At 68.7% G+C, this 26,613-nt stretch carries 27 protein-coding genes; 4 read left to right on the top strand and 23 right to left on the bottom strand.

The features are described 5' to 3' along the window. Positions 1-2: 2 nt before the first annotated feature. From hemN to ccoN, 9 genes are all read right to left on the bottom strand, one after another. Complete coding sequence (gene hemN / locus ACK41C_RS12445; protein WP_409654686.1) at positions 3-1,388, bottom strand: oxygen-independent coproporphyrinogen III oxidase; 1,386 nt, start codon at positions 1,386-1,388, stop codon at positions 3-5. A gap of 79 nt (positions 1,389-1,467) precedes the next feature. Then, positions 1,468-1,629, bottom strand: a complete 162-nt coding sequence (ccoS, locus tag ACK41C_RS12440; protein ID WP_409654684.1) for a cbb3-type cytochrome oxidase assembly protein CcoS — start codon at positions 1,627-1,629, stop codon at positions 1,468-1,470. Then, positions 1,617-3,803 carry a heavy metal translocating P-type ATPase gene (locus ACK41C_RS12435; RefSeq protein WP_409656658.1) on the bottom strand — a complete coding sequence of 729 codons (2,187 nt, stop codon included), beginning with the start codon at positions 3,801-3,803 and terminating at the stop codon, positions 1,617-1,619. Before ACK41C_RS12435 ends, ccoS begins: the two co-directional genes overlap by 13 nt. Next, on the bottom strand, positions 3,800-4,285 hold the full coding sequence (locus ACK41C_RS12430) for a FixH family protein (RefSeq protein WP_409654681.1): 486 nt from the start codon (positions 4,283-4,285) through the stop codon (positions 3,800-3,802). The genes ACK41C_RS12435 and ACK41C_RS12430 overlap by 4 nt, the downstream gene beginning before the upstream one ends. After that, positions 4,282-5,790, bottom strand: coding sequence for a cytochrome c oxidase accessory protein CcoG (ccoG, locus tag ACK41C_RS12425; protein ID WP_409654678.1), 1,509 nt, complete (start codon positions 5,788-5,790; stop codon positions 4,282-4,284). Before ccoG ends, ACK41C_RS12430 begins: the two co-directional genes overlap by 4 nt. A gap of 9 nt (positions 5,791-5,799) precedes the next feature. Further along, entirely contained in the window at positions 5,800-6,666 is an 867-nt protein-coding gene (gene ccoP / locus ACK41C_RS12420) for a cytochrome-c oxidase, cbb3-type subunit III (RefSeq protein WP_409654675.1), read from the bottom strand. Continuing rightward, entirely contained in the window at positions 6,659-6,832 is a 174-nt protein-coding gene (locus ACK41C_RS12415) for a cbb3-type cytochrome c oxidase subunit 3 (RefSeq protein WP_409654673.1), read from the bottom strand. The genes ccoP and ACK41C_RS12415 overlap by 8 nt, the downstream gene beginning before the upstream one ends. Beyond that, on the bottom strand, positions 6,829-7,563 hold the full coding sequence (gene ccoO, locus ACK41C_RS12410) for a cytochrome-c oxidase, cbb3-type subunit II (RefSeq protein WP_409654670.1): 735 nt from the start codon (positions 7,561-7,563) through the stop codon (positions 6,829-6,831). Before ccoO ends, ACK41C_RS12415 begins: the two co-directional genes overlap by 4 nt. Before the next feature lie 12 nt (positions 7,564-7,575). Beyond that, positions 7,576-9,066: a cytochrome-c oxidase, cbb3-type subunit I gene (gene ccoN / locus ACK41C_RS12405; RefSeq protein ID WP_409656656.1), complete on the bottom strand. Its 1,491-nt coding sequence runs from the start codon at positions 9,064-9,066 to the stop codon at positions 7,576-7,578. A 288-nt stretch (positions 9,067-9,354) separates the two neighbouring features. Here ccoN and ACK41C_RS12400 point away from each other — a divergent pair, with 288 nt between their 5' ends. Beyond that, a complete protein-coding gene (locus ACK41C_RS12400) occupies positions 9,355-9,600 on the top strand; it encodes a hypothetical protein (protein ID WP_409654667.1) in 246 nt (81 codons plus the stop codon). A gap of 6 nt (positions 9,601-9,606) precedes the next feature. Here the strand turns inward: ACK41C_RS12400 and ACK41C_RS12395 are convergent, their stop codons facing one another. After that, positions 9,607-11,673 (bottom strand): ATP-binding protein, encoded by a 2,067-nt coding sequence (locus ACK41C_RS12395; RefSeq protein WP_409654664.1) that lies wholly within the window; start codon positions 11,671-11,673, stop codon positions 9,607-9,609. Between the two features lie 252 nt (positions 11,674-11,925). Between ACK41C_RS12395 and ACK41C_RS12390 the strand changes: the two genes are divergently transcribed. Next, positions 11,926-12,516, top strand: coding sequence for a response regulator transcription factor (locus ACK41C_RS12390; RefSeq protein ID WP_409654662.1), 591 nt, complete (start codon positions 11,926-11,928; stop codon positions 12,514-12,516). A 78-nt stretch (positions 12,517-12,594) separates the two neighbouring features. Beyond that, on the top strand, positions 12,595-14,130 hold the full coding sequence (locus ACK41C_RS12385) for an AbgT family transporter (RefSeq protein ID WP_409654659.1): 1,536 nt from the start codon (positions 12,595-12,597) through the stop codon (positions 14,128-14,130). Between the two features lie 172 nt (positions 14,131-14,302). On the opposite strand, the gene ACK41C_RS12380 is transcribed toward ACK41C_RS12385, so the two are convergent. From ACK41C_RS12380 to ACK41C_RS12360, 5 genes are all read right to left on the bottom strand, one after another. Next, positions 14,303-15,097: an ADYC domain-containing protein gene (locus tag ACK41C_RS12380; protein WP_409654656.1), complete on the bottom strand. Its 795-nt coding sequence runs from the start codon at positions 15,095-15,097 to the stop codon at positions 14,303-14,305. A 55-nt stretch (positions 15,098-15,152) separates the two neighbouring features. Further along, positions 15,153-15,494 carry a hypothetical protein gene (locus tag ACK41C_RS12375; RefSeq protein WP_409654654.1) on the bottom strand — a complete coding sequence of 114 codons (342 nt, stop codon included), beginning with the start codon at positions 15,492-15,494 and terminating at the stop codon, positions 15,153-15,155. Positions 15,495-15,594: 100 nt separating this feature from the next. Then, the gene (locus tag ACK41C_RS12370; RefSeq protein WP_409654651.1) at positions 15,595-17,022 is read right to left on the bottom strand and encodes a pyridoxal phosphate-dependent decarboxylase family protein; all 1,428 of its coding nucleotides are present in this window, start codon (positions 17,020-17,022) and stop codon (positions 15,595-15,597) included. Positions 17,023-17,113: 91 nt separating this feature from the next. Next, positions 17,114-17,503, bottom strand: coding sequence for a RidA family protein (locus ACK41C_RS12365; protein ID WP_409654648.1), 390 nt, complete (start codon positions 17,501-17,503; stop codon positions 17,114-17,116). A 45-nt stretch (positions 17,504-17,548) separates the two neighbouring features. Further along, positions 17,549-18,004, bottom strand: coding sequence for a DUF3617 domain-containing protein (locus ACK41C_RS12360; RefSeq protein ID WP_409654646.1), 456 nt, complete (start codon positions 18,002-18,004; stop codon positions 17,549-17,551). 216 nt (positions 18,005-18,220) lie between these two features. Here ACK41C_RS12360 and ACK41C_RS12355 point away from each other — a divergent pair, with 216 nt between their 5' ends. After that, entirely contained in the window at positions 18,221-18,640 is a 420-nt protein-coding gene (locus ACK41C_RS12355) for a globin family protein (protein ID WP_409654643.1), read from the top strand. On the opposite strand, the gene ACK41C_RS12350 is transcribed toward ACK41C_RS12355, so the two are convergent. The 8 genes from ACK41C_RS12350 to ACK41C_RS12315 all read right to left on the bottom strand — a co-directional run bounded on the left by ACK41C_RS12350 (position 18,641) and on the right by ACK41C_RS12315 (position 26,605). Continuing rightward, positions 18,641-19,372 carry a response regulator gene (locus ACK41C_RS12350; protein ID WP_409654640.1) on the bottom strand — a complete coding sequence of 244 codons (732 nt, stop codon included), beginning with the start codon at positions 19,370-19,372 and terminating at the stop codon, positions 18,641-18,643. It lies immediately after the preceding gene. Further along, positions 19,369-21,318: a PAS domain S-box protein gene (locus ACK41C_RS12345; protein WP_409654637.1), complete on the bottom strand. Its 1,950-nt coding sequence runs from the start codon at positions 21,316-21,318 to the stop codon at positions 19,369-19,371. Before ACK41C_RS12345 ends, ACK41C_RS12350 begins: the two co-directional genes overlap by 4 nt. Before the next feature lie 86 nt (positions 21,319-21,404). Next, positions 21,405-22,838, bottom strand: coding sequence for a calcium-binding protein (locus ACK41C_RS12340; protein ID WP_409654634.1), 1,434 nt, complete (start codon positions 22,836-22,838; stop codon positions 21,405-21,407). 592 nt (positions 22,839-23,430) lie between these two features. Continuing rightward, a complete protein-coding gene (locus ACK41C_RS12335) occupies positions 23,431-23,823 on the bottom strand; it encodes a GFA family protein (RefSeq protein WP_409654631.1) in 393 nt (130 codons plus the stop codon). A gap of 140 nt (positions 23,824-23,963) precedes the next feature. Continuing rightward, positions 23,964-24,782, bottom strand: coding sequence for an amidohydrolase family protein (locus tag ACK41C_RS12330; RefSeq protein WP_409654628.1), 819 nt, complete (start codon positions 24,780-24,782; stop codon positions 23,964-23,966). An 81-nt stretch (positions 24,783-24,863) separates the two neighbouring features. After that, positions 24,864-25,400 carry an N-acetyltransferase family protein gene (locus ACK41C_RS12325; protein ID WP_409654626.1) on the bottom strand — a complete coding sequence of 179 codons (537 nt, stop codon included), beginning with the start codon at positions 25,398-25,400 and terminating at the stop codon, positions 24,864-24,866. 1 nt (position 25,401) lies between these two features. Then, positions 25,402-25,770, bottom strand: a complete 369-nt coding sequence (locus ACK41C_RS12320) for a cupin domain-containing protein (protein WP_409654624.1) — start codon at positions 25,768-25,770, stop codon at positions 25,402-25,404. Between the two features lie 19 nt (positions 25,771-25,789). Further along, entirely contained in the window at positions 25,790-26,605 is an 816-nt protein-coding gene (locus ACK41C_RS12315) for a PhzF family phenazine biosynthesis protein (protein ID WP_409654621.1), read from the bottom strand. Positions 26,606-26,613 lie beyond the last annotated feature (8 nt).

Raw genomic sequence — 26,613 nt, 5'->3', positions numbered from 1 at the left:
GGCTAGAGGGCCTTGGAATGCCGGCCCTCGGCCGCGGCGAAATAGGTGTCGAAGGCCGCGCAGATCGAGCGGATCACCAGCCGCCCGGTCTCGGTCGCCTGCAGGCGCCCCCCTTCGATCAGGAGCAGGCCGTCGGCGGCGAAATCCGAAAGGCGCTCGATCTCGGCCGCAAGGTCGCCGACCGCTCGGCCGTGGCGTCCGCACACCTCCTCGAGGTCCACCGCGAGGTCGCACATCAGCCGCTCGATGATCTCGCCGCGGAACCGATCCTGGTCCGTCAGGGCCACGCCGCGCGCCAGGGGCAGCTCCCCCTTCGCGATGGCTGCGCGCCAGGCCAGCTCCTGGGCCGCATTCTGCACGAAGCCCTGCGGCAGGCTGCCGATGGCCGAGGCGCCGAGCCCCAGCAGGGTGCGCGCGCCGTCGGTGGTGTAGCCCTGGAAATTGCGCCGCAGCCGCCCCTCGGCCAAGGCGCGCGCCAGCTCGTCCTCCGGCAGGGCGAAGTGATCGAGGCCGATCCGCACATAGCCTTCCGCAGCCAGCCGTTCGGCGGCGGCTTCGCTCTGCTCCAGCCGCTCGGCCGCCCCCGGCAGGGCGCCTTCGTGGATCAGCTGCTGGTGGGCCTTCATCCACGGCACATGGGCGTAGCCGAACAGCGCGATGCGTTCCGGCTTCAGCCGCAGGATCTGGTCGACTGTGTCCAGGGTGTTGGCCGTGGTCTGGTGCGGCAGGCCGTACATCAGGTCGAGATTGACCGAACCCACGCCGGCCTCGCGCAGCCAGCCGACACAGCGGGCCACATCCTCGAAGCTCTCCTTGCGGTTCACCGCCTCCTGCACCCGCGGCGAGAGGTTCTGCACGCCCAGGCTGGCGCGCGTCAGGCCATGGCGGGCGGCCGCCTGCACCCAGTCTCGCGTCAGCGGGGCCGGATCGAGCTCGGCGGCGACTTCGAACCCGGCGATCGGCGGGAACACCTCGGCGAGCGCGCCGAACAGAAGGTCCAGCTCCTCCGGCGTGAGCATGTTCGGCGTGCCGCCCCCGAAATGCAGGGCGCTGGACGGCAGCCGGCCCGGCAAGGCGGCGCCAAGCAGGGAGAGCTCTTCCAGCAGGTGCTTCACATAGTCGGCGACCGGGCCGTGCCGCTGGACCGCGCGGGTGTTGCAGCCGCAGTACCAGCAGAGCCGTGCGCAGAACGGCACGTGTACATAGAGCGAGACCGGATCGTCGGACGGGAGAGCGGCCAGCCACTGGCGATAGACGTCCGGCCCCACCTGCGGCGTGAACTGCACTGCGGTGGGATAGCTGGTGTAGCGCGGCGCGCGGCCGTCGTACTTGGCGATCAGGGCCTCGGTGGAGAGGACTTGAGGCTCCAGGCGTTCGGCGAGGGTCACGGGCGGCTCCGACATTTCTGCCGGAACTCCATGCCGGAACGGGCCGCCCCCGCCCCTGACATCGGTCAACCGCGCGCGATCACTCGTCCACGTCGGGCCGATCGGGCACGTCGGCCAGAATGCGCGAGGCGTCGCCCATCGGATCCTCGTACTGTCCGGCCTTGAGCGTCCACCAGAAGGCCGCCAGGCCGGTCAGGCCGAGCAACACCGAAAACGGCCCCAGGAACATCACGATACCCATGGGCGACCGCCTTTCCCGCCCATCCGCAGGGCGTTTAACGTGACGACGAGCGAGGATCCCGACATGGCGATGGCCGCCACGAACGGGTTCACGAAGCCCAGCACCGCCGCCGGGATCGCCGCGGCGTTGTAGAAGGCCGCGAAGCCGAAGTTCTCCAGCGCCCGGCGCCGCGAGACCTTGGCGATGTCCATGGCCTCGACCACCGCGGCGAGCCGCTCACCGGAAAAGACCAGGTCTGCGGCGTTCTGGCTCGCGTCCAGCGCCGTGCCGGGGGCCATGGCCGCATGCGCCCCGGCGAGGGCCGCGGCGTCGTTCAGGCCGTCCCCCACCATCAGCACCTTGCGGCCTTGCGCCGCAAGCGCCTTCACCGCCTCGACCTTTCCGGCCGGATCGAGCCCGCCGCGCCAGGTTTCCACGCCGGCGGCGCTCGCCGCGGCGGCCACGGCGGCGGGGATGTCGCCCGAGAGGATCTCCACGCCAACCCCGCGCTTGCGCAGGGCGGCGATGGTCTCGGCCGCATCGGCGCGCAGGCGGTCCTGGAAGGCGAAGCGGATCTTGGTGTCGCCCTCGAACCCGAACCACAGCTCGGTCTCGCTGGCGGGCGCGCCCTTCACGCCGACGAAGCCGGCGCGGCCCAGGCGGGCGCGACGACCGTCGATGACGCCCTCAACCCCCTGCCCCGGCGTCTCCTGGACATCCACGGCGATGGGGCCGGCGCCGGCCGCTTCGGCCAGGGCGCGGGCCAGCGGGTGGGCCGAGGCGCGCGCCAGCGGGGCCGCGAGCGCCACGGCGGCCGGCGGCGGGTCGATCGGCTGCGGCCGCCCCTCCGTCAGCACCCCGGTCTTGTCGAACACCACGTGGTCGACCTCGGCCAGGCGCTCCAGGGCCGCGCCGGACTTCACCAGCACCCCCTTGCGGAACAGGCGCGCCGAGGCGGTGATCTGCACCGCCGGCACCGCCAGGCCTAACGCGCATGGGCAGGTGATGATCAGCAGGGCCACGGCCCGCAGCAGCGCCTCGCGCGGGCCCAGCCCCAGCGCCCAGCCGCCGGCGAAGGTCAGCGCGGCGGCCGTATGGATCGTCGGCACATAGATGGCCGCAGCCTTGTCGGCCAGGCGGACATAGAGCGATTTCGACTGGGCGCCGGCCTCGACCAGCCGGGCGATCTGGGCGACGGCGGAGTCTTCCGACCGCGCCGAGGCGCGCAGGCGCAGGGTTCCGGACAGGTTCAAAGCCCCGGCCCGGCAGGCGTCGCCAGCCGCGATGGCCACAGGCCGCGTCTCGCCGGTGAGCAGGGCGTTGTCGAGTTCGGAACTGCCGATCTCCACGGTCGCGTCGACGGGGATGCGCTCGCCCGGCCGCACCAGCAGCATGTCGCCGACCGCGACGTCGCCCAGCGGCACGCGCCGTTCGCGCCCTCCCGGGTCGAGAACCACGGCGCCCGGCGCCTGGATGGCCAGCAGGTCGGCTGCGGCGCTGCGCGCGCTGGCGCGCAGGCGGTGGTCGAGCCACCGGCCGATCAGCAGCAGGAAGAGCAGCGCGACGGCGGCGTCGAAATAGGTGTCGCGCCCGCCCAGCACCGCTTCGACGAAACTGATGGCGAGGGTCAGGATCACCCCGATGGAGATCGGCACGTCCATATTGGCCCGGCCCGCCTTCAGCGAGCGCCAGGCGGATTCGAAGAACGGCAGGCCCGCATAGATGGCGCAGGGAGCGCCCACGGCGGCGCTCATCCAGTGCATCAGGCCGCGGGTGGCCGGCCCCAGCTCCTGGCCGAAGATCCCGGCCCAGAGCGGCACCGAGAACATCATGGCGTTGCCGGCCCCGAAGGCCGCGACGCCGAGCGCCAGGGACAGCCGCCGCCCTTCCCGGTCATAAGCCGCCGCCGCCTGGGCGGGATCGAACAGGCTGGCGGGGTAGCCGAGGCTCTCCAGAGCTTCGATCACCCGCGCCGGGTCGCTCCCGCCGGCCTCGAAGGTGACGGTGAGCTTGCCGGTGGTCAGGTTCAGCCGGGCGCCGCCCACGCCGGGCAGCGCGCCCACTTCGCGCTCGATCTTGGAGAGGCAGCCGGCGCAGCGCGCGCCCTTGACCAGCAGCTCCAGGCTCTCGCGCCCGTCGGCTGCCGGCCGCAGGAAGGCGGAGAAGTCCTGCCGTCCGGCGATGTCGTAGGTCACGGCCATGTCAGGCGGCGCTCCCCTTCGAAGGCTTGCGCCCCGCCGCCCGTCGCCTTGAAGGCCAGGTCCCAGACGCCGGCGGCGTCGGCGACGGGCGCGGCGTAGCGGCCAGGCGCCGCCTCGGTGAAGGCGAGTCCCTGGGCGCCGGCTTCGGTCGCCGGGCGCTGCAGGGTCCCCGTGATCTTCAGCCCAGTCACCGGCCGGCCGTCGCGGTCGAGGACCTCGACCGTCACCGCCCCGCCGTCCGCGGCGGCGGCCGCGCGCCAGCCGAGCGCCGCCTGGGCCTCCCGCTGGGCCAGGGTGCGGTTATAAGCCAGGCCGTCCTCATAGGGCGTGACCGACACTTGGCCCGGATGGGTGCGATAGGCCACGACGAGGAAGGCGCCGTCGACGGCGATGACCACGCCGAAGAAGGCCACCATGGCGACCAGCACATGCCAGCCGGTGATGCGGAAGGGCGGTTTTTCGGCGTGCGTCGTCATGGGGCGTTCGCAGCTCCGGACAGGAAGGTGGTGCCGACCTTGGCTTGGGCGTCTCCAGCGCGGACCACGAAGGCGGCGGGCAGGTTGGGCGCCGTCAGCGCCTCGGGCTCGACCGTGACCAGCACGCGCACGGCGCGCACCGTATTGGCCGGAACCTCGATGCTGAGCGGCCCCTCTGTTTCGGGAACGCCCGGCGTCTTGACGATGGCCTTCGCAGGACCTTCGAAGCTGACGGCGTAGTCGAGATCCTCGAAGGTGCGATTGGCGATCTTCAGGGTGTAGCCGTTGCGCACCGCGCCATCGTGCAGGCGCACGAAGGTCGGATTGCGGTCGCGCAGGACGTGCAGATCCATGGGTTTGCGCTGGGTGAAGCCGTAGAGCATCACCGCCGCCACCACCGTCAGGGCTGCGGCGTAGAACACGGTCCGGGACCTGATCAGCGGATAGGCGGGCTTGCGCCCGCAGGCCCGGTCGGCGACGGCGGAATCCGTGTCGTAGGCGATCAGCCCCTTGGGCCGACCGACCTTGAGCATGATCTCGTCACAGGCGTCGATGCACAGGCCGCAGTTGATGCATTCCAGCTGCGCCCCGTCGCGAATGTCGATGCCCATGGGACAGGCCACCACGCAGGCGTTGCAGTCGATGCAGTCGCCGCGACCTTCCCAGGTGGCGCCCTTCTTGTGCGGTCCGCGCGGCTCGCCGCGGTCCAGGCGGTAGGTCACCTGCAGCGAATGCTTGTCCAGCATCGCGCCCTGGATGCGCGGCCAGGGGCACATGTAGGTGCAGACCTGCTCGCGCATGGTTCCGGCTAGCACATAGGTGGTGAAGGTCAGAACCGCGCAGGAGACGTAGGCGGTCATCGGCGCCTGTCCCAGCCAGAAGGTGCGGATCAGGGTCGGCGCGTCATGGAAATAGAAGATCCAGGCCCCGCCGGTGCCGAACGCGACGCCTAGCCAGACGGCGTGCTTTCCGCCCTTGCGCCAGGCCTTGTTGAACGACATCGGCGCAGCGTCGAGGCGCATGCGGGCGTTGCGGTCGCCTTCGAACAGCCGCTCTACATAGATGTAGAGATCGGTCCAGACCGTCTGCGGGCAGGCGTAGCCGCACCACAGCCGCCCGAACAGCGCCGTCGTCAGGAACAGCGCGAGCGCGGCCAGCACCAGCAGGCCGGTGATGAAATAGACCTCCTGGGGCCAGAGCTGGATCCAGAAGAAGTAGAACCGGCCGCCGTCGAAATCGACCAGCACCGCCTGGTCCGGCAGGGCGCCGGGGCGCTCCCAGCGGATCCAAGGCGTCACATAGTAGATGGTGAGCGTCAGGATCAGCAGCGCCCACTTGATGTTGCGCCAGCGCCCGTGGACCAGCTTTGGATAGATCGGTTCGCGCGGCTTGTACAAACCGCCTCCCGGGTCCCCCTTGCGGCGAACCCGGGCGGCGGCCGAGACCGGACCCGCCGCGCGTGAGGCGACGGGTGCGCTTTGGGTCCGGTCGATCACAACGGTCATGACGCGCCCCTACCGTCCCGCCGCGTTGGCGTGGATGTAGACGGCCAGCGCCTTGACGGTCTCGGGGCTGAACCGGGTCTCCCACGCCGGCATGACGCCGCCGCGGCCGTTCCAGATCTGAGCATGGATATCCTCCCTGGCCGAGCCGTAGAGCCATTCCCTGTCGGTCAGGTCGGGCGCGCCCTGCTTGACGTCGCCCTTGCCGTCGACGCCGTGGCAGGCGGAGCATTGCTCCTGGTAGAGCGTCGCCGCGCGGGAGACGGCGGCCTTGTCGGCGCTGCGCCCCGAAAGCGCCATCACATACTCGGTCAGGTCGTCGACCTGGGCCGCCGGCAGCATGCCGTCGCGCCCGAAGGCCGGCATCTGCGAGAAGCGCGCCTCCTGGTGCTCCGAGCGCACGCCCACCTGGATGGTGCGGTGGATGTCGTCCAGGCTCCCGCCCCACAGCCACACGTCGTCGCGGAGGTTGGGATAACCCTTGGCGCCCGCGCCGCCCGTGCCGTGGCAGGTGGCGCAGTTGTCGCCGAACACCGACTGGCCGACCTGCAGGGCGTAGGCCTGGAGATCCGGGTCGGTTTCGATCTGCTCGAGGCTGGCCTGGGTCAGGCGCGCGCCCTGGGCCCCACGCAGGGCCGTCAGCTTCTCCAGCTCCTGCGCCACCTGCACCCGGTCGGAATGCCCGCGCAGGCCGGGCGTGTAGGAGCTGATCCCCGGCCAGGCCGGCATCAGCACCCAGTAGACGACCGAAGCCGCCACCGAGGCCCAGAACACCCACAGCCACCAGCGCGGCAGGGGATTGTCCAGCTCTCGGATGCCGTCCCACTCGTGCCCGGTGGTCTCGACGCCCGAGACTTCGTCGACTTCACGTTCAGACATTGTCGCCCTCGCGGTCCTCTAGGGGCAGATGGGCCATGCGCTTGAAGGCTTCGCCGTTCTTCGGCCAGAGGGCGTAGGCCACGCCGGCCAGGAAGATCAGGACGAAGTAGATGGTGCCGCCCTGTTGCGCGATGCGGGCGACCGTCTCGTAGGTGAGCGCGCTCATCGAATGTTCTCCGGCGCCGAGGCCTTGTAGGTGCTGAAATCGACCAGCGTGCCGAGCATCTGGAGATAGGCGATGAGGGCGTCCATCTCGGTGAGCCGCGTGGGATCGCCGTCGAAGTCGCGCTGGGCCGCCTTGTCGCCGTACCGGGCCTTGAAGGCGCTGGCCGGCGCGAAGGGATCGGCCTGGGTGGCCAGGTCCTGCGCGGCGCTGTCGATCATCTCCTGGGTGTAGGGCACGCCGACCTTGGTCTGGGCGACCAGCTTGGCCTTGATGTCCCGGGCGTCGAGGTCCTTGTCGGCCAGGAAGGCGTAGGGCGGCATCACCGATTCCGGCACCACCGACCGGGGGTCGATCATGTGGTCCCGGTGCCAGCCGTCGGAGTACTTGCCGCCGACCCGCGCCAGATCCGGCCCCGTGCGCTTGGAGCCCCATTGGAAGGGGTGGTCGTACATGCTCTCGGCCGCCAGGCTGTAGTGACCGTAGCGCTCCACCTCGTCCCGCAGCGGGCGGACCATCTGCGAGTGGCAGGTGTAGCAGCCCTCACGGATGTAGACGTCGCGGCCGGCCAGCTCGAGCGGGGTGTAGGGGCGCACCCCCTTCACCTTCTCGATCGTGCTCTCGAGGTAGAAGAGCGGCGCGATCTCGACCAGGCCGCCGATCGAGACGACGACCAGTATGCCGATGACCAGCAGCAGCGAGTTCTTCTCGAGCTTCTTGTGATGTTTCCACATGGGGTGCGATCCCTACTCGGCCGCGATAAGCGCGGGGGCGGGACCGGCCGCCTGGCTCTGGGTCGCAGAGCTGGGCATGCGGATCGTACGCCACAGGTTGTAGGACATGATCACCGCGCCGGAGAGGTACATGAGCCCCCCGATGGTGCGGATGACGTTCTCGATGTGCTTGGCCGCGACGGTCTCGACGAAGCTGTTGGCGAGGAAGCCTTCGGGCGTGTACTCGCGCCACATCAGGCCTTCCATGATGCCCGACACCCACATCGCGCAGATGTAGAGGAGCAGGCCGGTGGTCGCGATCCAGAAGTGCCACTCCACCAGGCGGTTGGAGTAGAGGCCCTCCTTCTTCCACAGCCACGGGACCAGGCAGTAGACGGCCCCGAAGGAGATGAAGCCGACCCAGCCCAGGGCGCCGGAGTGCACGTGGCCGATGGTCCAGTCGGTGTAGTGCGACAGGGCGTTCACCGCCCGGATCGACATCAGCGGGCCTTCGAAGGTCGACATGCCGTAGAAGGCGATGGAGACCACCATCATCCGGATCACCGGGTCGGTGCGCAGCTTGTCCCAGGCGCCCGACAGGGTCATCAGGCCGTTGATCATGCCGCCCCAGGACGGCATCCACAGCATGATCGAGAAGGTCATGCCCAGCGTCTGCGCCCACTGCGGCAGCGCGGTGTAGTGCAGGTGGTGCGGACCGGCCCAGATGTAGATGAAGATCAGCGCCCAGAAGTGGACGATGGACAGACGGTAGGAATAGACCGGCCGCTCCGCGCGCTTGGGCACGAAGTAGTACATCATCGCCAGGAAGCCGGCGGTCAGGAAGAAGCCGACCGCGTTGTGGCCGTACCACCATTGGGTCAGGGCGTCCTGGACGCCGGCGAACAGCGAGTAGCTGCGGTGGTGCAGGCCGCCCACCGGCATGGCCAGGTTGTTGACCACGTGCAGCAGGGCGATGGTGACGATGAAGGCTAGGTAGAACCAGTTGGCCACGTAGATGTGCGGTTCCTTGCGCTTCCAGATCGTGCCCAGGAACACCAGCAGGTAGGCCACCCAGACGACCGTCAGCCACAGGTCGACGTACCATTCGGGCTCGGCGTACTCCCGCGACTGGGTGATGCCGGCCAGATAGCCGGTCGCCGCCAGAACGATGAACAGCTGATAGCCCCAGAAGACGAACCAGGGCCACGCTCCGCCCGCCAGGCGCGCCCGGCAGGTGCGCTGCACCACGTAGAAGGAGGTGGCGATCAGCGCATTGCCCCCGAAGGCGAAGATCACGCCCGAGGTGTGCAGGGGCCGCAGTCGGCCGAAGTTCAGCCAGCCGTGCTCGGGGAAATAGAGCAGGTTAGGCCAGGAGAGCTGGGCGGCGATCACCACCCCCACCAGCAGGCCGACGACGGCCCAGAACATGGTGGCGATCACGCCCGCCCGCACCACGCCGTCGGCGTACTGCGTCTGGGGCGAGCGCATCCGGCCCGAGGATATGGCGACCGTCATGGCGCCCATGGCCAAAAGGCCGGCGGCCAGGAAGATCCAGCCGTGGAACCGGAACAGCCGGTCGTCCGAGAATGCGGTCGCCAGCAAGGCGCCGAAGGTCAGAACGCCGGTGAATGCGTAGAGGAGGATCGCGTCCGGCGGCGCGTCGTCCCGTTTTACGGTTGGCAGTGTCATGGTCCCCGAGTCGCTCTGCGATGCCCGGCTTCCCACACACACCTCCGAGGAAATCGGGACCTTGATTTCGATCAAGGCGATGCTGCGGCGCAGCAGCGAGCCTCTGCGCAACGGAGGTTTCTCATGCGCATTTCCCGCGTCCGGGGTTCGGACCTGAGGTTCGCGGCCGCCATGGCCATGCTGGTCGCGGCGGCGATCTCGGCCGAGATGGCTTGGCTTCACATGCGCGAGATTCAGCGCCTGGGCGTGATTTGCGGCAGCGCGCTCGAACCGCATTGCGCTTGGTGCCCGGCGACCGTGGCCTTCCTGCTCGGGGGTCTGGCCTTGCTCGCCGCGCCCCGCCTGCGACAAGCGACCGCAGTTCGCTAGACCGGCTCAGGCGCTCAGGCGCAGCGGTTCGGAATGCTCGGCGATGCAGCGCAGCAGGGCTTCGGCGCTGATCGGCTTCGACACCACATCGTCCATCCCGGCCTCCCGGCAGGCCTGGGCCTCTTCGGGCGAAGCATTGGCGGTGACCGCGATGATGGGCAGCCGACCGGCGCGCCCGGGCAGCCGACGGATGGCGCGGGTCGCCTCCAGCCCGTCGAGCCTGGGCATGTGCACGTCCATCAGCACGAGGTCGAAACGGCCGGAGCGGACCGCCGCCACGGCCGCCTCCCCGTCCTCGACCAGCTCGAACCGCAGGCCTGCCTCCTGCAGCACCAGGGAGGCCACGAGCCGGTTCAAGGGGTGGTCCTCGGCCACCAGGATCATCGGGTCGCCCGTCGGGTGAGCGGGCGGAGCCTCGCCGGCGACCGGCGACGGCTCGGCCGCCTGGACCGCGACAAACGGCGCCTCGAAGGCGATGACGGCCCCGCCCCCGGCGCCGTCCTCCACCCAGATGCGGCCGCCCATGAGGCCGACGATCCGACGGCAGATCGCCAGGCCCAGCCCCGTGCCCCCGTAGCGCCGGGTCGTGCCGGCGTCGGCCTGGACGAAGGGGTCGAACAGCCGTTCGCGCTGAGTAGGATCAATCCCCGGTCCGCTGTCGGCCACCTCGAACCGCAGCTTCGGGCCGCGCCCCACGCGCCGCGCGCGCAGGGTCACCCGACCCGTCTCGGTGAACTTGATGGCGTTGTTGACCAGGTTCGACAGCACCTGCCGCAGCCGATCCCCGTCGCCGTTCACCAAGGCGGGCAAGGACTTCAGCTCCACCCTCAACTCCAGCCCCTTGGCCTCGGCGGCGAAGCGCCAGACCTCGGCCACGGCCGCCACCGCCGCCTTGGGGGAAAAGGGCCGCGGGTCGAGAAGCAGGGCGCCGGCCTCCACCTTGGCCAGGTCGAGCACTTCGTTCAGGATCGACAGCAGGCCGCGGCCCGACGTGCGGATGATCTCCACCAGCTCGCGGTCCGGCTCGGCGAGCTCGCGTCGCGCCAGGGCGTCGGCGACGGCCAGGACGCCGTTCAGCGGCGTCCGCAGCTCGTGGCTCATGGTGGCGACGAAGCGCGACTTGGCCTGGCTGGCGCTCTCGGCCTGCTCCCGCGCCAGTTCCGTCTCCCGAGCCAGTTCCTGCAGGGCGCACCGCTGAGCCTCCAGCCCGGCGCTCAGGGTCTCCAGCTCGGCGAGCTTGCGGCGCAGTTCGGCGTTGGCCGTCCGCAGGGCCTCGTCCTTCTCCAGCCGCGCCGTGATGTCGCGGCATACGCCGATGAACTTCTTTTCGCCCGCCACCACGGCTTCGCCGACGGAAAGTTCGATAGGCACGATGCGCCCGTCGCGATGGCGCAAGGGCAGCGGCCGCGGGCCGACGTTCAGGATCCCGCTCGTCCCGTGTTCGAGATACCGCTCGATCTGCCCCTGGTGAACGCTGCGATAGGGCTCGTCCATCAGCAGCGTGATCGGCCGGCCGATCAGCTCTCCCTCCCGCCAACCGGTCAGGGCCTCGGCCGCCGGGTTGGCGCCCTCGATCATGCCGTCCACGTCGATCACCACGATGGCGTCGGCAGCGTGGGTCAGAATGGCGTGCAGGCGGTCGCCGAGCGACTTCAACAGCGTCAGCCCGCTCTGGCGGGTGGTGACGTCCTGCACCGTCAGCACCAGGCCCTGCTGCCGCTGGCCGACCATTCGGGGCAGGGTGGAAAGCCGCAGCACGCGCGCGCCCGAATGGATCCCAGCCTGGATTTTCGTCATCCCGGGCCGCCCGGCCAAGGCCGCCTCCACCAGCGGCCGCACCTGCGCCCGGTCGGCCGGCCCCAGCAACGCCTCCAGGTGCGAGCCCTGCCGGTACGGAAGGTCCAGCCCGTCCCCCTCGCGCGTCACGCAGGCGCCGGACACCAAAGTCAGCGCCTCGTCGAAGTCCAGCACCATCAGGGAGAAGGCGCGCCGCAGGAAATCGCTCGCCGACGGATCCAGCACGTCGGACGAAAGCTGGATCGAACCCTCGGCCGATCGTGAACCTGCTCCCATCGCCGCCCCTCGAATCGCATCGAACGAACCAAGAGCTTCCGGAGGATTCCGCGCCGCTTGAATCATACCGATGGCCAAATCGACGCAAGGCATGCCGATTTCGCCTCTTCCGGGCGCCAGCCGCTGGTTTCGCCCGGAGGCGCGGTCGTATGGCTAGCCGGTCGGCCAGGTGACGGCGGCGCGGAATGCCCCTACTGGCAAAAGGGATTTACTTTGTACAAATTTTCGGCCGGCGAGGTCCGCCCCATTCGAATGCGCATCCGGATCATCAGTCATCACCCGCTCTGTCGCGACGCCCTGGCGGCGCTGGCGCGCTCGGAACTCTCGGCCGAGATCCTGTTGTCGCCGGACATCGAAGACCCAGCCGACGCGGTCGCCGACCTGCTGGTCTACGACCTGCCGCCGCCCGGCCCTCACCGCGACCGTCAGCTCGCCGCCGCGGCGAAGCTGGGAAAGCGGCGCCTGCTGGTCGTGCCGCAGCGGGACCTGACGCTTGCGCGGATGGCTCATGGCGCGGGTTTTCACGGGGTCCTTCCCAAGAGCGCGGAGCCGCCCCTGATGGCGGCCATCATCCGGCTGGTCCTGGCCGGCGGCGAGTACTTCCCCTGCTTCGAGGAAATCATCGAAGCCGCGCCGGAGAGCGAGGTGATTCCGGAGAGCCTGTCGGCCCGCCAGCGCGAAGTGCTCGGCCACATGCGGCTGGGCCGCACCAACAAGGAGATCGCCAAGCTGCTCGGCATCTCCGTGGCCACCGTCAAGCTGCACGTCCAGGCGATCCTGAACGCGGCCGGCGCCCGCAACCGCACGGAAGCGGTCAGCCGCCTGCTCCACCGCGCGGGCTGACCGCTCGTCGCTAAACTGCTTGCGATCCAAGCTCCAGGCCGCATGAATGTCGCCGGACCTGCAGGAGTGCGCGCGCAGATGGCGACCGGAATCGGATTCCTCAACACGATCGAACGCGTCGGAAACCGGCTTCCCGATCCCATCGTCATCTTCGTCTGGATGATCGCCGCCCTGTTCGTCGCCAGCGCGGCGACCGCGGCGCTGGGCGTCTCGGCCGTCAATCCCGTCTCCGGCGAGACCCTGGCGGCCATCAGCCTGTTCTCCGCGGAGAACCTGCGCCGGCTCTTCGTCGACATGCCGCGCACCCTCACCGGTTTCGCGCCCCTGGGCTACGTCCTGGTGGTGATGCTGGGGGCCGGCGTGGCCGAGCGCACGGGGCTCTTCTCGGCCGCCATGCGGGCGGGGGTCTCCCGCGCGCCCAAGGGCCTGCTGACGCCGATCGTCGTGTTTGTCGCCATCGTCGCAAACCACGCGGCCGACGCGGCCTATGTGGTGCTGGTGCCCCTGGCCGGCGCCGCCTATCTGGCCGCAGGGCGCCATCCGGTGGCGGGGATCGCCGCGGCCTTCGCCGGCGTCTCCGGCGGCTTCTCCGCCAATCTCTTCCCGGGCCATCTCGACGCCCTGCTGCTCGGCATCACCGAGCCCGCCGCCCGCCTGCTGCAGGCCGACTGGACGGCCAACATCGCCGGCAACTGGTGGTTCATCGCCGCCATGGCCGTGCTCTTCACCCCCATCGGCTGGTTCGTGACCGACAGGATCGTGGAGCCCCGCCTCGGCGCCTGGGGCGGCGCTCACGCAGTCGCCGAGGAGAGCCCGACCGAAGAGGCGGCGCGCGCCGAGCGCCGCGGCCTGTTCGCCGCCGGCCTGGCCGCGCTGGCGGTGGTCGGGCTGTGGATCCTGCTCACTGCGCCCCCCGGCGCGCCGCTCTACAATGCCGAGGCGCCCGGTCCCGAACGCCTGACGCCCTTCTATCAGTCGCTGGTGGCCGGCTTCTTCCTGCTGTTCCTCGCCACCGGCGTCGCCTACGGCGTGGCCGCCGGAACGGTGAAGAGCTCCAAGGAGGTGGTGAAGCTCACCGGCGACTCCATGGCCGAGATGGGCCCCTACATCGTGCTCGCCTTCGTGGCCGCCCATTTCGTGGCCATGTTCAACTGGTCGAACCTGGGGGCCATTATCGCCATCAACGGCGCCGAGGGCCTTCGCGCCTCCGGACTGCCGACGCCGCTGCTGCTGGCTTCCATGGTCGTACTGGCGGCGTTCATCAATCTGCTGATCGGCTCGGCCTCCGCCAAGTGGGCGGCGCTGGCGCCGATCCTGGTGCCCATGCTGATGCTCCTGGGCGTCAGCCCGGAAATGAGCACGGCGGCCTATCGCGTCGGGGATTCGGCCACCAACATCATCACGCCGCTGATGGTCTATTTCCCGCTCGTCCTGGCCTTCGCCCAGCGATACGAAAAGGGGTTCGGCGTCGGCTCACTCATGGCGACCATGCTGCCCTACTCCATCGCCTTCCTGACCGCCGGCGTGCTGCTCGTCCTGGGCTGGAGCGCCCTTGACCTGCCGCTCGGCCCGGGCGCCGGCGTGGCCTACGCCCTACCGGGCGCGACGCCGTGAAAGCTCAGCCCGCGCCTGATGAGCCAGATTCCCCTGTCACGCCGCGACCGGCGAAACCCTTCGCTGGTGGGCGGGGCAGGACTCGAAATTCGCCAGGTTCCTCGAAGCTCTTCAGGGGGTGAGCAGGGCGCGGAGGCCTGTGCGCCAACATCCGTACCAGCGCGAGTCTCGCTCAAGGCGCGACGCGTCTGAGATAGCTGAAAATGAGGCCGCCTCGCGCGCTGGCCGAATGCTCCTCGCATGGGCCGGTGATCCGTCCGCTCAACGCAAGCACCGCGTCCTGGGTGAGCAGGTCGGGCCACCGAAACCGGGCGATGCAGACCGCCCCGTCCGGGCCCCAGCCCGCCTCGAAATCGAGCCCGTCGCCCGTCTCGAACCTGGGGTTCACCCCAGCCGCGTCGGTCATGTAGATAACCGTGCCGTCGCGGGTAAAGGCCGTTCCGCCGCTGTCGTAGTCAGCCCGGGCCATGAACTGGCAGGCCTGGTAGTGGGGCGCCAGGTCCTCGCCGTTGGGGCCACGGGACCACGGATCATATCCCCAGAGCACGCATTTGCCCTGGGATCCGGAGGTGCAGGTCAGGAACCAGCGGGCGGAATCCTTCACGTAACGATCCCGCGCGTCCCAGGCGCCGGCGACGGGGAAGCCGGCGCGGCGGCCCTTCGCGTCGGGGATGCAGGCGGGCCGCCAGCGGCCGGAAGCTTCGTCGAGGACGCTGAAGGCGTGCAGCAGCACGCTGGGCCGCTCTGCGGCGGGCGTGACGGAATCAATCCGCACCTTCACCGCCGCGCCGTCCGGGCCTTCGATGTCGAGTATGCGGCCGGCGAGTTCGGGCGAGGACAGTTGCGACCCGTCCGGTTGTGCGACCAGGAATTGGGTTCCAACCACCGTGATTCCCGGGCCGCTCTCGGCCCGGGCGTCGGCCAGGGGGATCGCTGTCGCAGCGATCAGGGCAAGAAGCATGCGCATGGGAAGCTCCATTGGTAGAGACGCCGCGGCCCTGCCGGACCGCGGCGCAGGGGCGTTATCGCTCGATGGCTTCGAGCGGCTGGACGGACAGCACGAGGCCGACGCGCTCGACGCCGTTGTCCCATCCGGTGCGGATGACGCCGTTGGCCCCCACGGGCGTATCGCACCGGCCAGCGGCCCACAGGTCCGTGATCAGACCCGTCGCGGCGGGGCCATTGTCCCATCCGGTGCGGATGACGCCGTTCAGGCCCACACCGGTGTTGTGCATGACGGCATCCACGGTCTCGAAGGGCGGCGGCGAATGGGGACCGCGGCAGGGAACGGAGTGGACTTCAGCGCAGGGCGCGGACGCCGCCGTGGCGGCGGCCAGGGCGGCGAGGATGGAAAGGGTGCTCATGGGTTTATGCCTTCTGGGTTGGGACCGCCTTCAGTGGCGGCGAGGTCTGGTATGGCGGCCACGCGTATCGCTCCGGCGGTCTGCCGCGGCCGGAAAGGTTTCAATCGTTTCCGGTAGCCTGGCGGGCGGCGGAGGCCTCGATCAGATCGCAGACCGCGGCGATGTCGGCCTTTCCCGTCCTGAAGCCGCTGACGCAGGCGCGCAGGACGGTCCGGCCTTCGAAGGCGGTGGTGGATATCCAGGCGGAGTCGCCCGCCACGACTTCGGCGGCGAGCCGGGCGAGGTCGAGCCCGGGCTTCTCGAAACAGACCACGGGCAGCGGGGTCTCGTTCACGCAGGCCCAGCCTGAGGCGGTCAGCCGCCCGCGCAGCAGGCGTCCAAGCTTAGCCTGGCGGTCGACCATGGCCTCATAACCGCCGAGCCCTAGCTGGGCGAGCGCGAGGAACAGCTTCAGCCCGATGAATCGGCGCGACCACTGGATCGAATGGGTGTAGCCGTCGAGCTCCGTGGCGCCGGGCGGCATGTAGCTGGTGGAGACGGCGAAGGTGCGGGCCAGCAGGCTCCGGTCGCGGGCCAGGAACATGCCCGCTCCCATCGGGACCGCCAGCCATTTGTGGGCGTCGAGGGTGACGCTGTCGGCCTGCTCGATTCCGGCCAGGCAGGCGCGGAGGGACCGGCTGAAGAGCGCGGCCCCGCCCCAGGCCGCGTCGACATGGAAGTAGAGGCCTTCAACGCGGGCCAGGGCCGCGATCTCCGGCAACGGGTCGATCACGCCCGAGCCGGTGGCGCCCGCGGTGGCCGCCGCCATGACCGGACGGCGGCCGGCGGCGCGATCCTCCTGGACCATCCGCGCCAGGGCCTCCGGGTCAAGACGGCCGGCGCCGTCAGTGGGAACCAGGCGCAGGGCGTTGCGACCGACCCCCGCCTGGTGGGCGATCTTCAGCCAAGCCAGGTGGCTATCGGCCGAGGCGTAGAAGACCGGCGTACCCTCGAAGGCGCCGACGCCGACCTCGGCATAGGCGGGACAGGCTCGGGTCAGCGCGCAATAGAGCGCGGTGGCGTTGGCCTCGGCGCCGCCGGTGGTGAAATGGCCGGCCCGCTCCTCGGAGCGATAGCCGACGAGGCCGGCGACCGTGGCGATCGCGTGCGCCTCGATCTCCACCGCCGCCGGCGCGTGGGTCCAGCAGGCGAGGTTGGGGTTGTAGGCGGCGGTCAGGAGATCGGCGACCACGCCCGCATAGGCCGGCGTCGGATTGAAGAGGCCAAGATAACGGGGATGGCCACAGTGCAGCCCGCCGGCTTCCAGCAGGTCGGCGGCGGCGTCGATCGCGCTCGACAGCGGCAGGGGTTCGGCGAAGTCGAAGGCCCCTAGCCGGGCCTGGATCTCGTCGCGGGAGAGCTGCGGGCCGGTGGGCCGGTCAGGAAGGGTTTCGAAGAACCGATCGATCCGCTGCAGGGCGCGGGCGCCGGCGGCCAGGCGCTCGGCGGACTCCGGCAGAAGGGAACGGCTTTCAGGGGCGATGAACATCTTGCGGCTCCAGGGCTCATGGATTTGAGCCCTGATCGCACCCCGCCGTTGCCCGCCGACGCCGCCGCGCCCCCCGAAGGTTTCGGATGTTTCAGGCCGAGCGCTTGCGGGCCGTCACCTCGATCTCGATCCGCATGCGCGGATCCATGAGCCCGGCCTCAATCATCATCGAGGCGGGCCGCACCTCACCCAGATGGCGTCGCAGCGTCGGCCAGCAGGCGGGGAACTCCGCCGCATCGATCACCACGTATCGCACCCGCACGACATCGGAGAAGCCGCTGCCCGCCGCCGCCAGCGCCTCGGCGATATTGGCCATGCACTGTTCGGTCTGGGCGACGATGTCGGGGGCGATGGTCATGGTCTTGTAGTCGAAGCCGGTGGTGCCGGAGACGAACACCCAGTCCCCCTCCACCACCGCGCGGGAATAACCGATCTCGGCCTCGAAGGAGGATCCGGATGAAATGAGGCGTCGTTCGTTCACGTCATGCTCCTGCGGGAAATGCGGCTCTACCATAGGCGGGGCGCGTCAGCCGCAGTCGCCGTGGCGGCGAGCGGTCACCTCGGCGACCACGGCGACTGAAGCTCCAGTCCGTAAGCGGTTCAGGGCTCGAAAGCTGGTCTGTGTATAGACCCCGGTCATCTCCGCGTGGGTGTCGCCAGGGCACTGGAAGCTCGCATCGAGCTTCCCGTCCTGGAGATGCAACTTGGTATAGCGGCAGCCGCTGCGGCCGGCGGAAAGCAGCCGTTCGGGCCCTTGCGCGGCCTCTTCGGCCGTCAGGCAGTGGCGCACGGTCGTTGGGCGGGCGAGCGTCTTGGCCAACAGGGCCGGCACGCCCGGCGCATCCAGTTCCCGAACCCGGCTTTCGATCAGCCAGGCTCCGGGCTGCAGGCCCGCGCCGGCGGCGCTGGAATGGGCGGGCATGGAAAGGACGGCGATGCAGGCGGCGGCGAACGAAACGCAGCGAGAGCTTCTGACGAACACGGCTTGTCTCCTGAGCATGGGAAGGCGCCAGCAGAGACAAGTTGAAGTTTTCAGCCGCACGGCGGCCAGCGCCGCGGATGTTTCGATCGTTTCGACCCGACGGAAACGCAGAGACAACTGAAACCCGACCGCCCCGCCGACGGCGCAGGGCGGAAAAGCTCGGCGGCTAGGTTCCTCCGGCGCGGCGACGGCTCGCCGCCTGACAGGAGACCGACCATGACCCCCGACCAGATCGCCCTCGTCCGCCAGAGCTTCGCGCCCCTCGCAGCCCAAAGGGAGGCCGTGGCCGCCGCCTTCTATGACGAGCTGTTCGCGCGCGAGCCGGGCCTTCGCACCCTCTTCGGCTCCGACCTCGCGGCTCAAGGGAAGAAGCTGATGGCCGCGCTCGCGCTGGTGGTCGGCGGCCTTGACCGGCTGGAGGCTCTGGCGCCGGAGCTTACGACGCTCGCCCAGCGGCACGTCGCCTACGGGGTGGAGCCGCGGCACTACGACCTGGTGGGCCAGGCGCTGATCGCCACGCTTGCAGCGGGTCTCGGCGAGGCCTTCACGCCAGCGCTGAGAGAAGCCTGGACCTGCGCCTACGGCGCCCTGGCCAAGACCATGGTCGCCGCCGCCTACGATCCGGCGCCGGCTTGATCAACCATGCCGGGCCGGCACGAACATGTAGCCGGCCCCGCGGATGGTCTTGAGCGCCTGAGGCTTGGCCGGATCGGCCTCGACCTTCTTGCGCAGCCGCGCGACCCGGATGTCGATCGAGCGATCGAAGGGCTCGAATTCCCGATTGTGCGCCAGATCCAGCAACTGGTCGCGGCTGAGCACCCGATTGGGCCGGGTGGCGAAGGCCTGCAGCAGGTCGAACTCCATGGCGGTGATCGGCACATCGGCGCCGTCGTCGCCCAGAAGGCGCCGCCCGTCGAGATCGAGCCAACAGCGGCCGATCCGCACCGGCGGCGTCCCGGGCGTGACGGGCGCGGCGCCGCCTGGCGCGGACAGGGTCTTGGGCGCCCGGCGCAGCACCGCGCGCACGCGGGCCAGGAGTTCGCGCAGGTCGAACGGCTTGGCCACATAGTCGTCGGCGCCCACCTCCAGGCCGACCACCCTGTCGACCGTCGACCCGGCGGCCGTGACCATGATTACGCCGATCCCGAACCGCTCGCGGATATGGCGCGCCAGGCTGATGCCGCCTTCGCCTGGCATGTTGAGGTCCAGCAGCACCAGGTCGGGGGTGCGGAGCTCCAGCTGGGCGCGCGCCTCGGCGGCGTCGCAGGCGGCGCGGACTTCGAGTCCCGCCCCCTTGAGGTAGTCGGCCAGGGTGGCGCGGACATCGGCTTCGTCGTCCACCACCAGGATCAGCGGCTTTTCGGTCACTTCGTTTCCCCCTGCCCTGCGGATTGATGAAGCGATCGGGCAAGGCCTCGCACCCGATCGGGCGTGAACGGCTTTTCCAGCACCGGGCGGCCGGTGCGCGCCAGGAAGCGGCCCGCCGCTGCGCCGAGCGTATCCCCGGTGACGAAGGCCAGGCGGTCGCACAGCTCCGGCCGGTGTGTTTCGAGCCACGCATAGAGCGCCGGCCCGTCGCCGTCGGCCATGCGCAGGTCCGAGAGCACGAGATCGAACCTCTGCGCCTGCAGGCAGGCCATGGCGGCGCGGGCGCTGCCGGCCACCTCCGCCTCCCAGCCGTCGGCGGCGAGGATCTGCTGCAGGGTGCGGGCGATGTCCGGCTCGTCGTCGACGATCAGGGCGGTTGCGCGGCGGGCGGGACGGCCTTCAGGTTGCGAGGCCTCCGGTGCGGTTTCGCGCGCCTGCGCGGCCGGGAGAGTCAGGCGGAACGTCGCGCCGCGTCCTTCCCCGGTCACCAGCTCCAGCCGACCCCCATGGGCCTCCACAACTCCGAGGCTGAAGGAGAGCCCCACCCCCGTCCCCTGCCCCTGAGGCTTGGTCGTATAGAACGGTTCGAAGATCCTGGAGCGGATCTCGGGCGCCACCCCCGGTCCGTTGTCGGACACCTCGACCACCACGGCCGCGGCTCCAGGGTCGTGGCGTGTGCGGACGGTCAGGACTCGCGCCCCCTCGCTGGCCTGCAAGGCTTGCTGGGCGTTGAGCACGAGGTTGATCACCACCTGGGAGATCTGATCGGGATCGGCGTCGGCTGGCGGCAGACCCGCAGCCAAGTCCCTCCGCACCTCGACATCGCCGGTCCGAAGGCCATATTCAGCGAGCTCCAGCGCCATCGAGACCGTCTGGTTCAGGTCGAGCGCCGTCCGCGCCGGCGGCTTCTGGCGCGCCATCGCGAGGAAGGTCTGGACAATGCGGGAGCAGCGTTCCGCTGCTCGGCGGATCATCGCTGCGCGCTCGGCGCTCTGGGGATCGGTGACCGCCTCCTCCAGCATCAGGCTCTGCCCCACCACCACGGAAAGCGGATTGTTGAGTTCGTGGCTGACGCCGGCCAGCAGACTGCCCAGGGCGTTGAGCTTCTCGCTCTGGTGCAGGGCCTCACGCGAACGGGTCAGCTCCGCCTCGGCATGCTTCAGTGAGGTGATGTCGACGAGATAGCCGCCGATGTGGGTGATCTGCCCCTCGACCCCGCGTACGGGAAAGCGGACCATCAGCACCTGGGCGGGGCCGCCCGGCACATGCATGGTCTGCTCGATGACCACGGGCTCGCCGGTTCGCAGCATCTCGGCGTCGGCCGCGTCCACCGGATCGAGCAGCGTTCGGGTGAAGAAGTCGTCCGGGCGCTTGCCGACGATCTCGGCCGCCTCCACGCCCAGCAGACGGCCGGTGGCGGGATTGGCCAGGGCGTAGCGGCCCTCCAGGTCCTTCAGGTAGATGGGCGCCGGGGCATGGTCGAGCAGCGAGGCCAGGAGGCCCTCGGTGCGCCGCCGCGCGGCCTCGGCGGCCTTCGCCGCGCTCAGATCCCGGATATAGGCGGTGAACAGCCGCCGGCCGCTGGCGCTCACCTCGTTGATGGTGAGCTCGGCGGGGAATTCCTCGCCTCCGCGGCGCATGGCGCGCACCTCCACCCGGCGGCCGATGACCCGCGGCGCGCGGCCTTCAAGATAGGCGGCGAGGCCCTGGGTGTGGGCCCCGCGCAGGTCCGGCGGCACGATCAGTTCGCCGATCGGGCGGCCGAGCGCCTCGGCGCGCCCATAGCCGAAGGTCTCCTCGGCTGCGGGATTGAATTCAAGCACGCGCCCGGCGGCGTCGATGACCACCACCCCGTCGAGCGAGGAAGCGATCATCGCCGCCAGTACGTTTTCAGCCCCCGCGGCGGCGAGGTCGGCGTGAAGAGAATCCCGATCCGCCCGCGTCACCGGCGCGCTCCTTCATCCTGGCGTTTGGTCCTTGTATGGCCCAGGTTGGCGGCGGCCGGGAGTCGAAGCGCCCGGCCGCTTCGGCGTTAGAGGATGAAGTCGAGCGAGGTCAGGGGAACCTGACCCATCAGGTCGATCTGGAAGTCGGCCACGCCGTCGCCGTTCACCTCGCCCTGGATGTGCGTGCCGTACTCGTCCTGGAATACGCGAATCTGACCGGCCTTGGTGAAGACCGAGCGGCCGATGAACTCGAAGGCGTCGTCGCCGGCGCGTAGGGTGTTCGCATCGATCCGCGAGACGTCGATCTTGTCCATCCGCACCTGGAAATCCGTGATGAGGTCCGCGCCCTTCACCGGGCTGTCGGAGAGCGCGGTGAAGACGAAGACGTCGGCCCCGGCCCCGCCGGTCAGCACGTCGGCGCCTTGGCCGCCGATCAGCACGTCCGCGCCCTCCCCGCCGTTCAGCAGATCGTTCCCGGCCCCCCCTTCCAGCTGGTCGGAGCCGCCGTCGCCCGAGAGCGAATCGTCGCCCGCCTCGCCGAGAAGCTTGTCGTTGCCGGCCCCGCCGAGGGCCTGGTCGTCGCCGTTTCCGCCCTTGATCAGGTCGGCCCCGCCGTGGCCGAAGAGGATGTCGGCGCCGTCGCCGCCCTCGATCACGTCATTCCCCTCATAGCCCAGGATGGTGTCGGCCCCGCCGCCGCCGGACAGCACGTCGGCGCCGGCGCCCCCGCTGATGTGGTTGGCCAGGTCGTTCCCCGTGCCCGTGAAGCCGCCGGTCCCGGTGAACTTCAGGTTCTCGACATTGGCGGCCAGGGTGTAGCTGCTGATGGAGGCCAGCACCGTATCGATCCCCTCCCCTGGGTTCTCGATGGCCTGGTCGCCGACGTTGTCGACCATGTAAGTGTCGTTGCCCCGGCCGCCGACCATGAAGTCGGCGTTGGCGCCGCCGTCCAGCGTGTCGTTGCCGTCATAGCCGTAGAGGAAGTCGACGCCATTGCTGGTGACGATCCGGTTGTCCAGCTCGTTACCGGAATAGACGAGCCAGTCGTTCTGCACGCCGTAGGCGATCAGGTTCTCCACATTGGCCGGCAGGGCCGCGCCCTTCAGCGTGGTGTAGATGGTGTCGTTCCCCTCGCCCGGCTTCTCCACAACCTTGTCGCGGGAGCCGTAGACGTTCTTGGTCTGCGTCCATGCGGCCAGCGGGTTCCAGACGATGTTGGCGTCGAGCGAGAGGCGAGTGTCCACCACGTCCTGGTCGATGACGTAGTAGCGGTCGTCGCCCGGCCCGCCGACCAGGAGGTCGGCGCCAAAGCCGCCGTTCAGCACATCGTCGCCGGTGCCGCCGTGCAGGGAATCGGCGCCATCTTCGCCATAGAGCACGTCGGCGCCCGCATCGCCGAAGATGAGGTCGTCGCCGGCCTTGCCGTTGATGAAGTCGTTGCCGTTGAGGCCGTGGATCTCGTCGCCGAACAGCGTGCCGTTCACGTTGTCTGCGCCGTTGGTGAGAAACTTGAGGATCATCGCTTTGCTCCTGATTGGGTCCGTTCAGGAAGCGAATGAGCCGTTGGCGTATCGGAAGCGCCGCGGAATTATTGGGGAGTGTTTCGATTGTTTCGGCCCCGCTCACGGTAGGGCAGGTGCACACTTGCATTCCAATCTGATCGCATAGACCAAATCTTTTAATTAGAAATCATCTCCCTGACTTCCACTTCGATTCGTAATGCAACGCTGTCAAAGTCGATATATTCAAATTATGACTGGATTACTGTCGAATCAATACTTCGCTGGTGGGCCCGGCAGGACTCGAAGCTTCAGGGTTTCTCTGAACGAAAGTCGCACGTTAGCTTCATCGCTCTCTCCCCGCACCAACAGCAGTACCAACATGGAGCCTCCCGGGGCACTTCACCTGGCGCGCTAGGAGCACGAGCGGACTCAGCCGCTGAGCCCTTGAGATGCGTGGCGTGTCGATCACGCCCCTCATCGCGCTTATCCATCGCGCGCTAACCCTGCCGCCGCCCCCGGCGCGCCCGCGACGAGGCCTTCGATTGGCTGACGGAGAGGACGAACACCTTCATCAAGGCCCAGAGGCCCTCGTCAGGTCGGCAGTGGCCGACTAACAGGGCGGCTTCTGGGCATCAGGGGAATACCTGCTGCGATGAAAGGGGTGCGACTGGTCAGACAGCAGCAAAGTTTCTCGGGGGAATTCTACCCATTGCGCCTTTTCAGAGCACCAAACGGCGACCTGAGGCGCGGGAAACACCGGATCGGCGAAGGCCCCGACAGGTATCCCGATAACATCAGGTAGCGCCTCTAGCTCGGTCATTACGGTGGATGCGCACGTGGGACAGAAGCTCACCGAAACTTGGCCGCCAGAGGTCCCAAGCCGTCGAAAGGTCGAGAGCTCTCCCTCCCGTGAGACCACCTGTTCGAGCAGCCATCTGGAAGCCACTGAAAAAACACTCCCCGACCGTCGCTGACACCATGTGCAGTTGCATGCAGTGATCATGGAAGGCTCGCCAGCGACAGTTAAAGAGGCCTTACCACACTGGCACCGCGCAGTTCGTTGCATGAGAGTCTTCCTGCTCGCGTCGACAATGGGTGTGGCGGTGCAAAGCTTACCGCCAAGTTTTGCAGAGGCAGCTTCGCTTACACCGAGAGTTTGAAAACTCGCCGAGCATTTTGGTTGAGGAACAAGTCGGCCGCCTCCACATCGAGGCCGAGGCCGGCAAAGCCATCAAGACAACGAGAGGGAGACAACATCGGCCAGTTGGTACCGAACAGAACGCGCGTCCGACCTTGCCCCCGCATGAATTCGAGAAGCGCCGCAGGGAGCCGAGAGACGGCGTAGGCCGACGTGTCGACATAAAAGTTTGGATACTTACGGGCCAAGGAAAGGACCTCGTCGATCCAGGGGTATCCCACGTGTCCCCCCACGACAGTCAGCTCGGGGAAGTCGAGCAGCACGTCGTCCAAGTATGGAATTGGTCGTCCTGGCTCAGATCGACAGAGCGGACCCGTGTGGCCGATCTGGGTGCAGAATGGCAGGCCAGCCTCGATGCAGGCGACATAGACGGGATAGTATCGGCGATCGTTGGGCGGCAAGTCCCATAACCACGGAACGACGCGCACGCCAACAAAGCGGGGATCGGATGCGAGTTCTCGGATCGTGCGGACCGCACCCATGGGATCGAACAGGTCGACCGTGGCGAGACCTCGAAAGCGCGTTGGCGCCTGGTCAATCGCATTTGCGACTTCGGCGTTGGAGATGAGGTCGCCCTGGGGACCGTGCCAGCCCGAGAGCAGTGCAATCGAGACCCCCGCCTCGTTCATCGCCTCCAGGGTGAGGTCGACGCCTCCGAGGAGACGCTCCTCCAGATCCCCGGTCCAACGCCGGAGCGTTTCAAGCCAGCGAACTTGTGCGAATCGGACTGTGGGGATCTGGGCCCATACGTCGACGATGTTCATCTAACACTCTCGATGTTTGGGTGGGGAACGGAGGCCCTCTCGTCGCAAGTCGGGGCAGCTCGCCGGTGCTCACCACCACCGTCAGGCGGGAGCCGGGCGGCTGTCGAGCCTCAGCTCCATGAAGACGAGATCCAGCCACCGCCCAAACTTGGCCCCCACCTGATGAAGCCGGCCAGCGTGCTCGAAGCCCAAGGCGGCATGCAGTTTGAGTGAAGCCGAATTCTCCGCCTCAATGCCGGCGATCAGCACGTGCTTCTGCAGGGTCTTGGCGGCCTCGATCAGCTCTTCGAGCAAGGCACGGCCAACGCCATGCCGGCGCCAGTCCTGGGCCACATAGACCGAATGCTCCACCGTGTGGACGTAACCCGGCCACGCTCGGAATTCTCCGAAACTAGCGAAGCCGCAAACCGCGCCATCAGCCTCGGCGACCAAGACGGGGAATCCCCTCACCTGCCGGTCTTTCAGCCATTCACGCCGGTTGTTGAGGTCGACTGGCGCGTTGCTCCAGACTGCGGTCGTCTCAAGGATCGCCTGGTTGTAGATCGCCAAAACGCCCGGGAGGTCGCTGGCACCCGCCTCTCGAACACGGACCCGAGCCGCACCTGCGTCTGACCCCATTTCATAGCTCCTGAAAGCTCACAAGGTAGTGCTTGACCGCACGTTCGGACTTCACGTCCCAGACGATCTGCTCACCCTTCTCTATCAGCCAACTGTCCCCGGGTCGGTAAGCGACCGTCTCGCCGGTCTTCTCGTTGGTGAGTACAAGCTCGCCCTCCGCCAGGGTGCCGTGCTCGTGGAAGGGGTAGATAAGGCGATAGCGCCCCCGGGAAGCGGAAAACCAACCGCCGGACAATTGGCCCCTTCCCTCCCCGAAGATCGTCTTTCCGAAGATCTGGACGTCCCCCTCAAGGGTTTCGCCGCCCAGCTTCTCTGGGCCGCCCCACGGCTTCAGGTCCGGGATCTCGTCTCTCAGCATCAGGGGGAGCATGTCAGTGTGATTTCCGTCTTCAGGGATGGGTTTGGAGTACGCTTTCGAGGATCGTGCACGCGCAGCCGGAGATCATCACCCCGCCGTCGATGAGTCGCCCCTCGAGGTGCGCCCCTCGGCCTGGCGAGGCTTGGTGGAAGCGCAAGCGTTGTCTTCCGAGCTTCCGCGCAAAGATCGGCGTGAGGATGCAGTGGAAGGACCCCGTGGCCGCATCCTCTGGGATCCCGTAGCCAGGCGCAAAGAAGCGGTCGATGACGTCGAAGTCTGCAGTGGGCGGCGCGACCGCCGCGATGCCGACGTTTCCCTGGCCGCCCAACTCCAGGGAAATCGTGCGCAACTGGTCGAGTTTGGGCTCAACCGCCCTGACCTCGCCGGCCGAGCCCAGGAGCGCCACAAGATAGGCGCCAGCCCAAACCTCTTGAGGTTCCACGCCAAGCGCCTCCCCCAGTCCCTGCGGCGCGGGGATCGACCTCGAAGGCTGCGAGGGGAAAGCCATCGCATAGCCGCCGCCGTCGCGGCGGACCTTCAGCAGACCTGAGGCGGTCTGAAACTCCAGGTCGGCCGCGTCCAGGCGCGCGTGCGCAAACAGCGCGTGTGCGGCGGCAAGCGTTGCATGTCCGCACAGCGGCACTTCGACCGCCGGGGTGAACCAGCGAAGCGCGAAGCGATGCGAAGCCTCGCCCTGCATGAGGAAGGCCGTGGCTCCAGCGTTGTTCTCACGCGCCAGGGCCTGCATCCAATCTGCGCTCGGCCAGGCGTCCAGGGGCTCAACCACGCAGGCTGAGTTCCCTTCGAACGGACGCATGGCGAAGGCATCTATGGTCCATTGACGCATCCAGCGCC

Source organism: Phenylobacterium sp. (genome assembly GCF_046290725.1).
GTDB lineage: Bacteria > Pseudomonadota > Alphaproteobacteria > Caulobacterales > Caulobacteraceae > Phenylobacterium.
The sequence above is the reverse complement of the archived record's forward strand: the minus strand, read 5'-3'. Positions and strand labels throughout refer to the sequence as shown.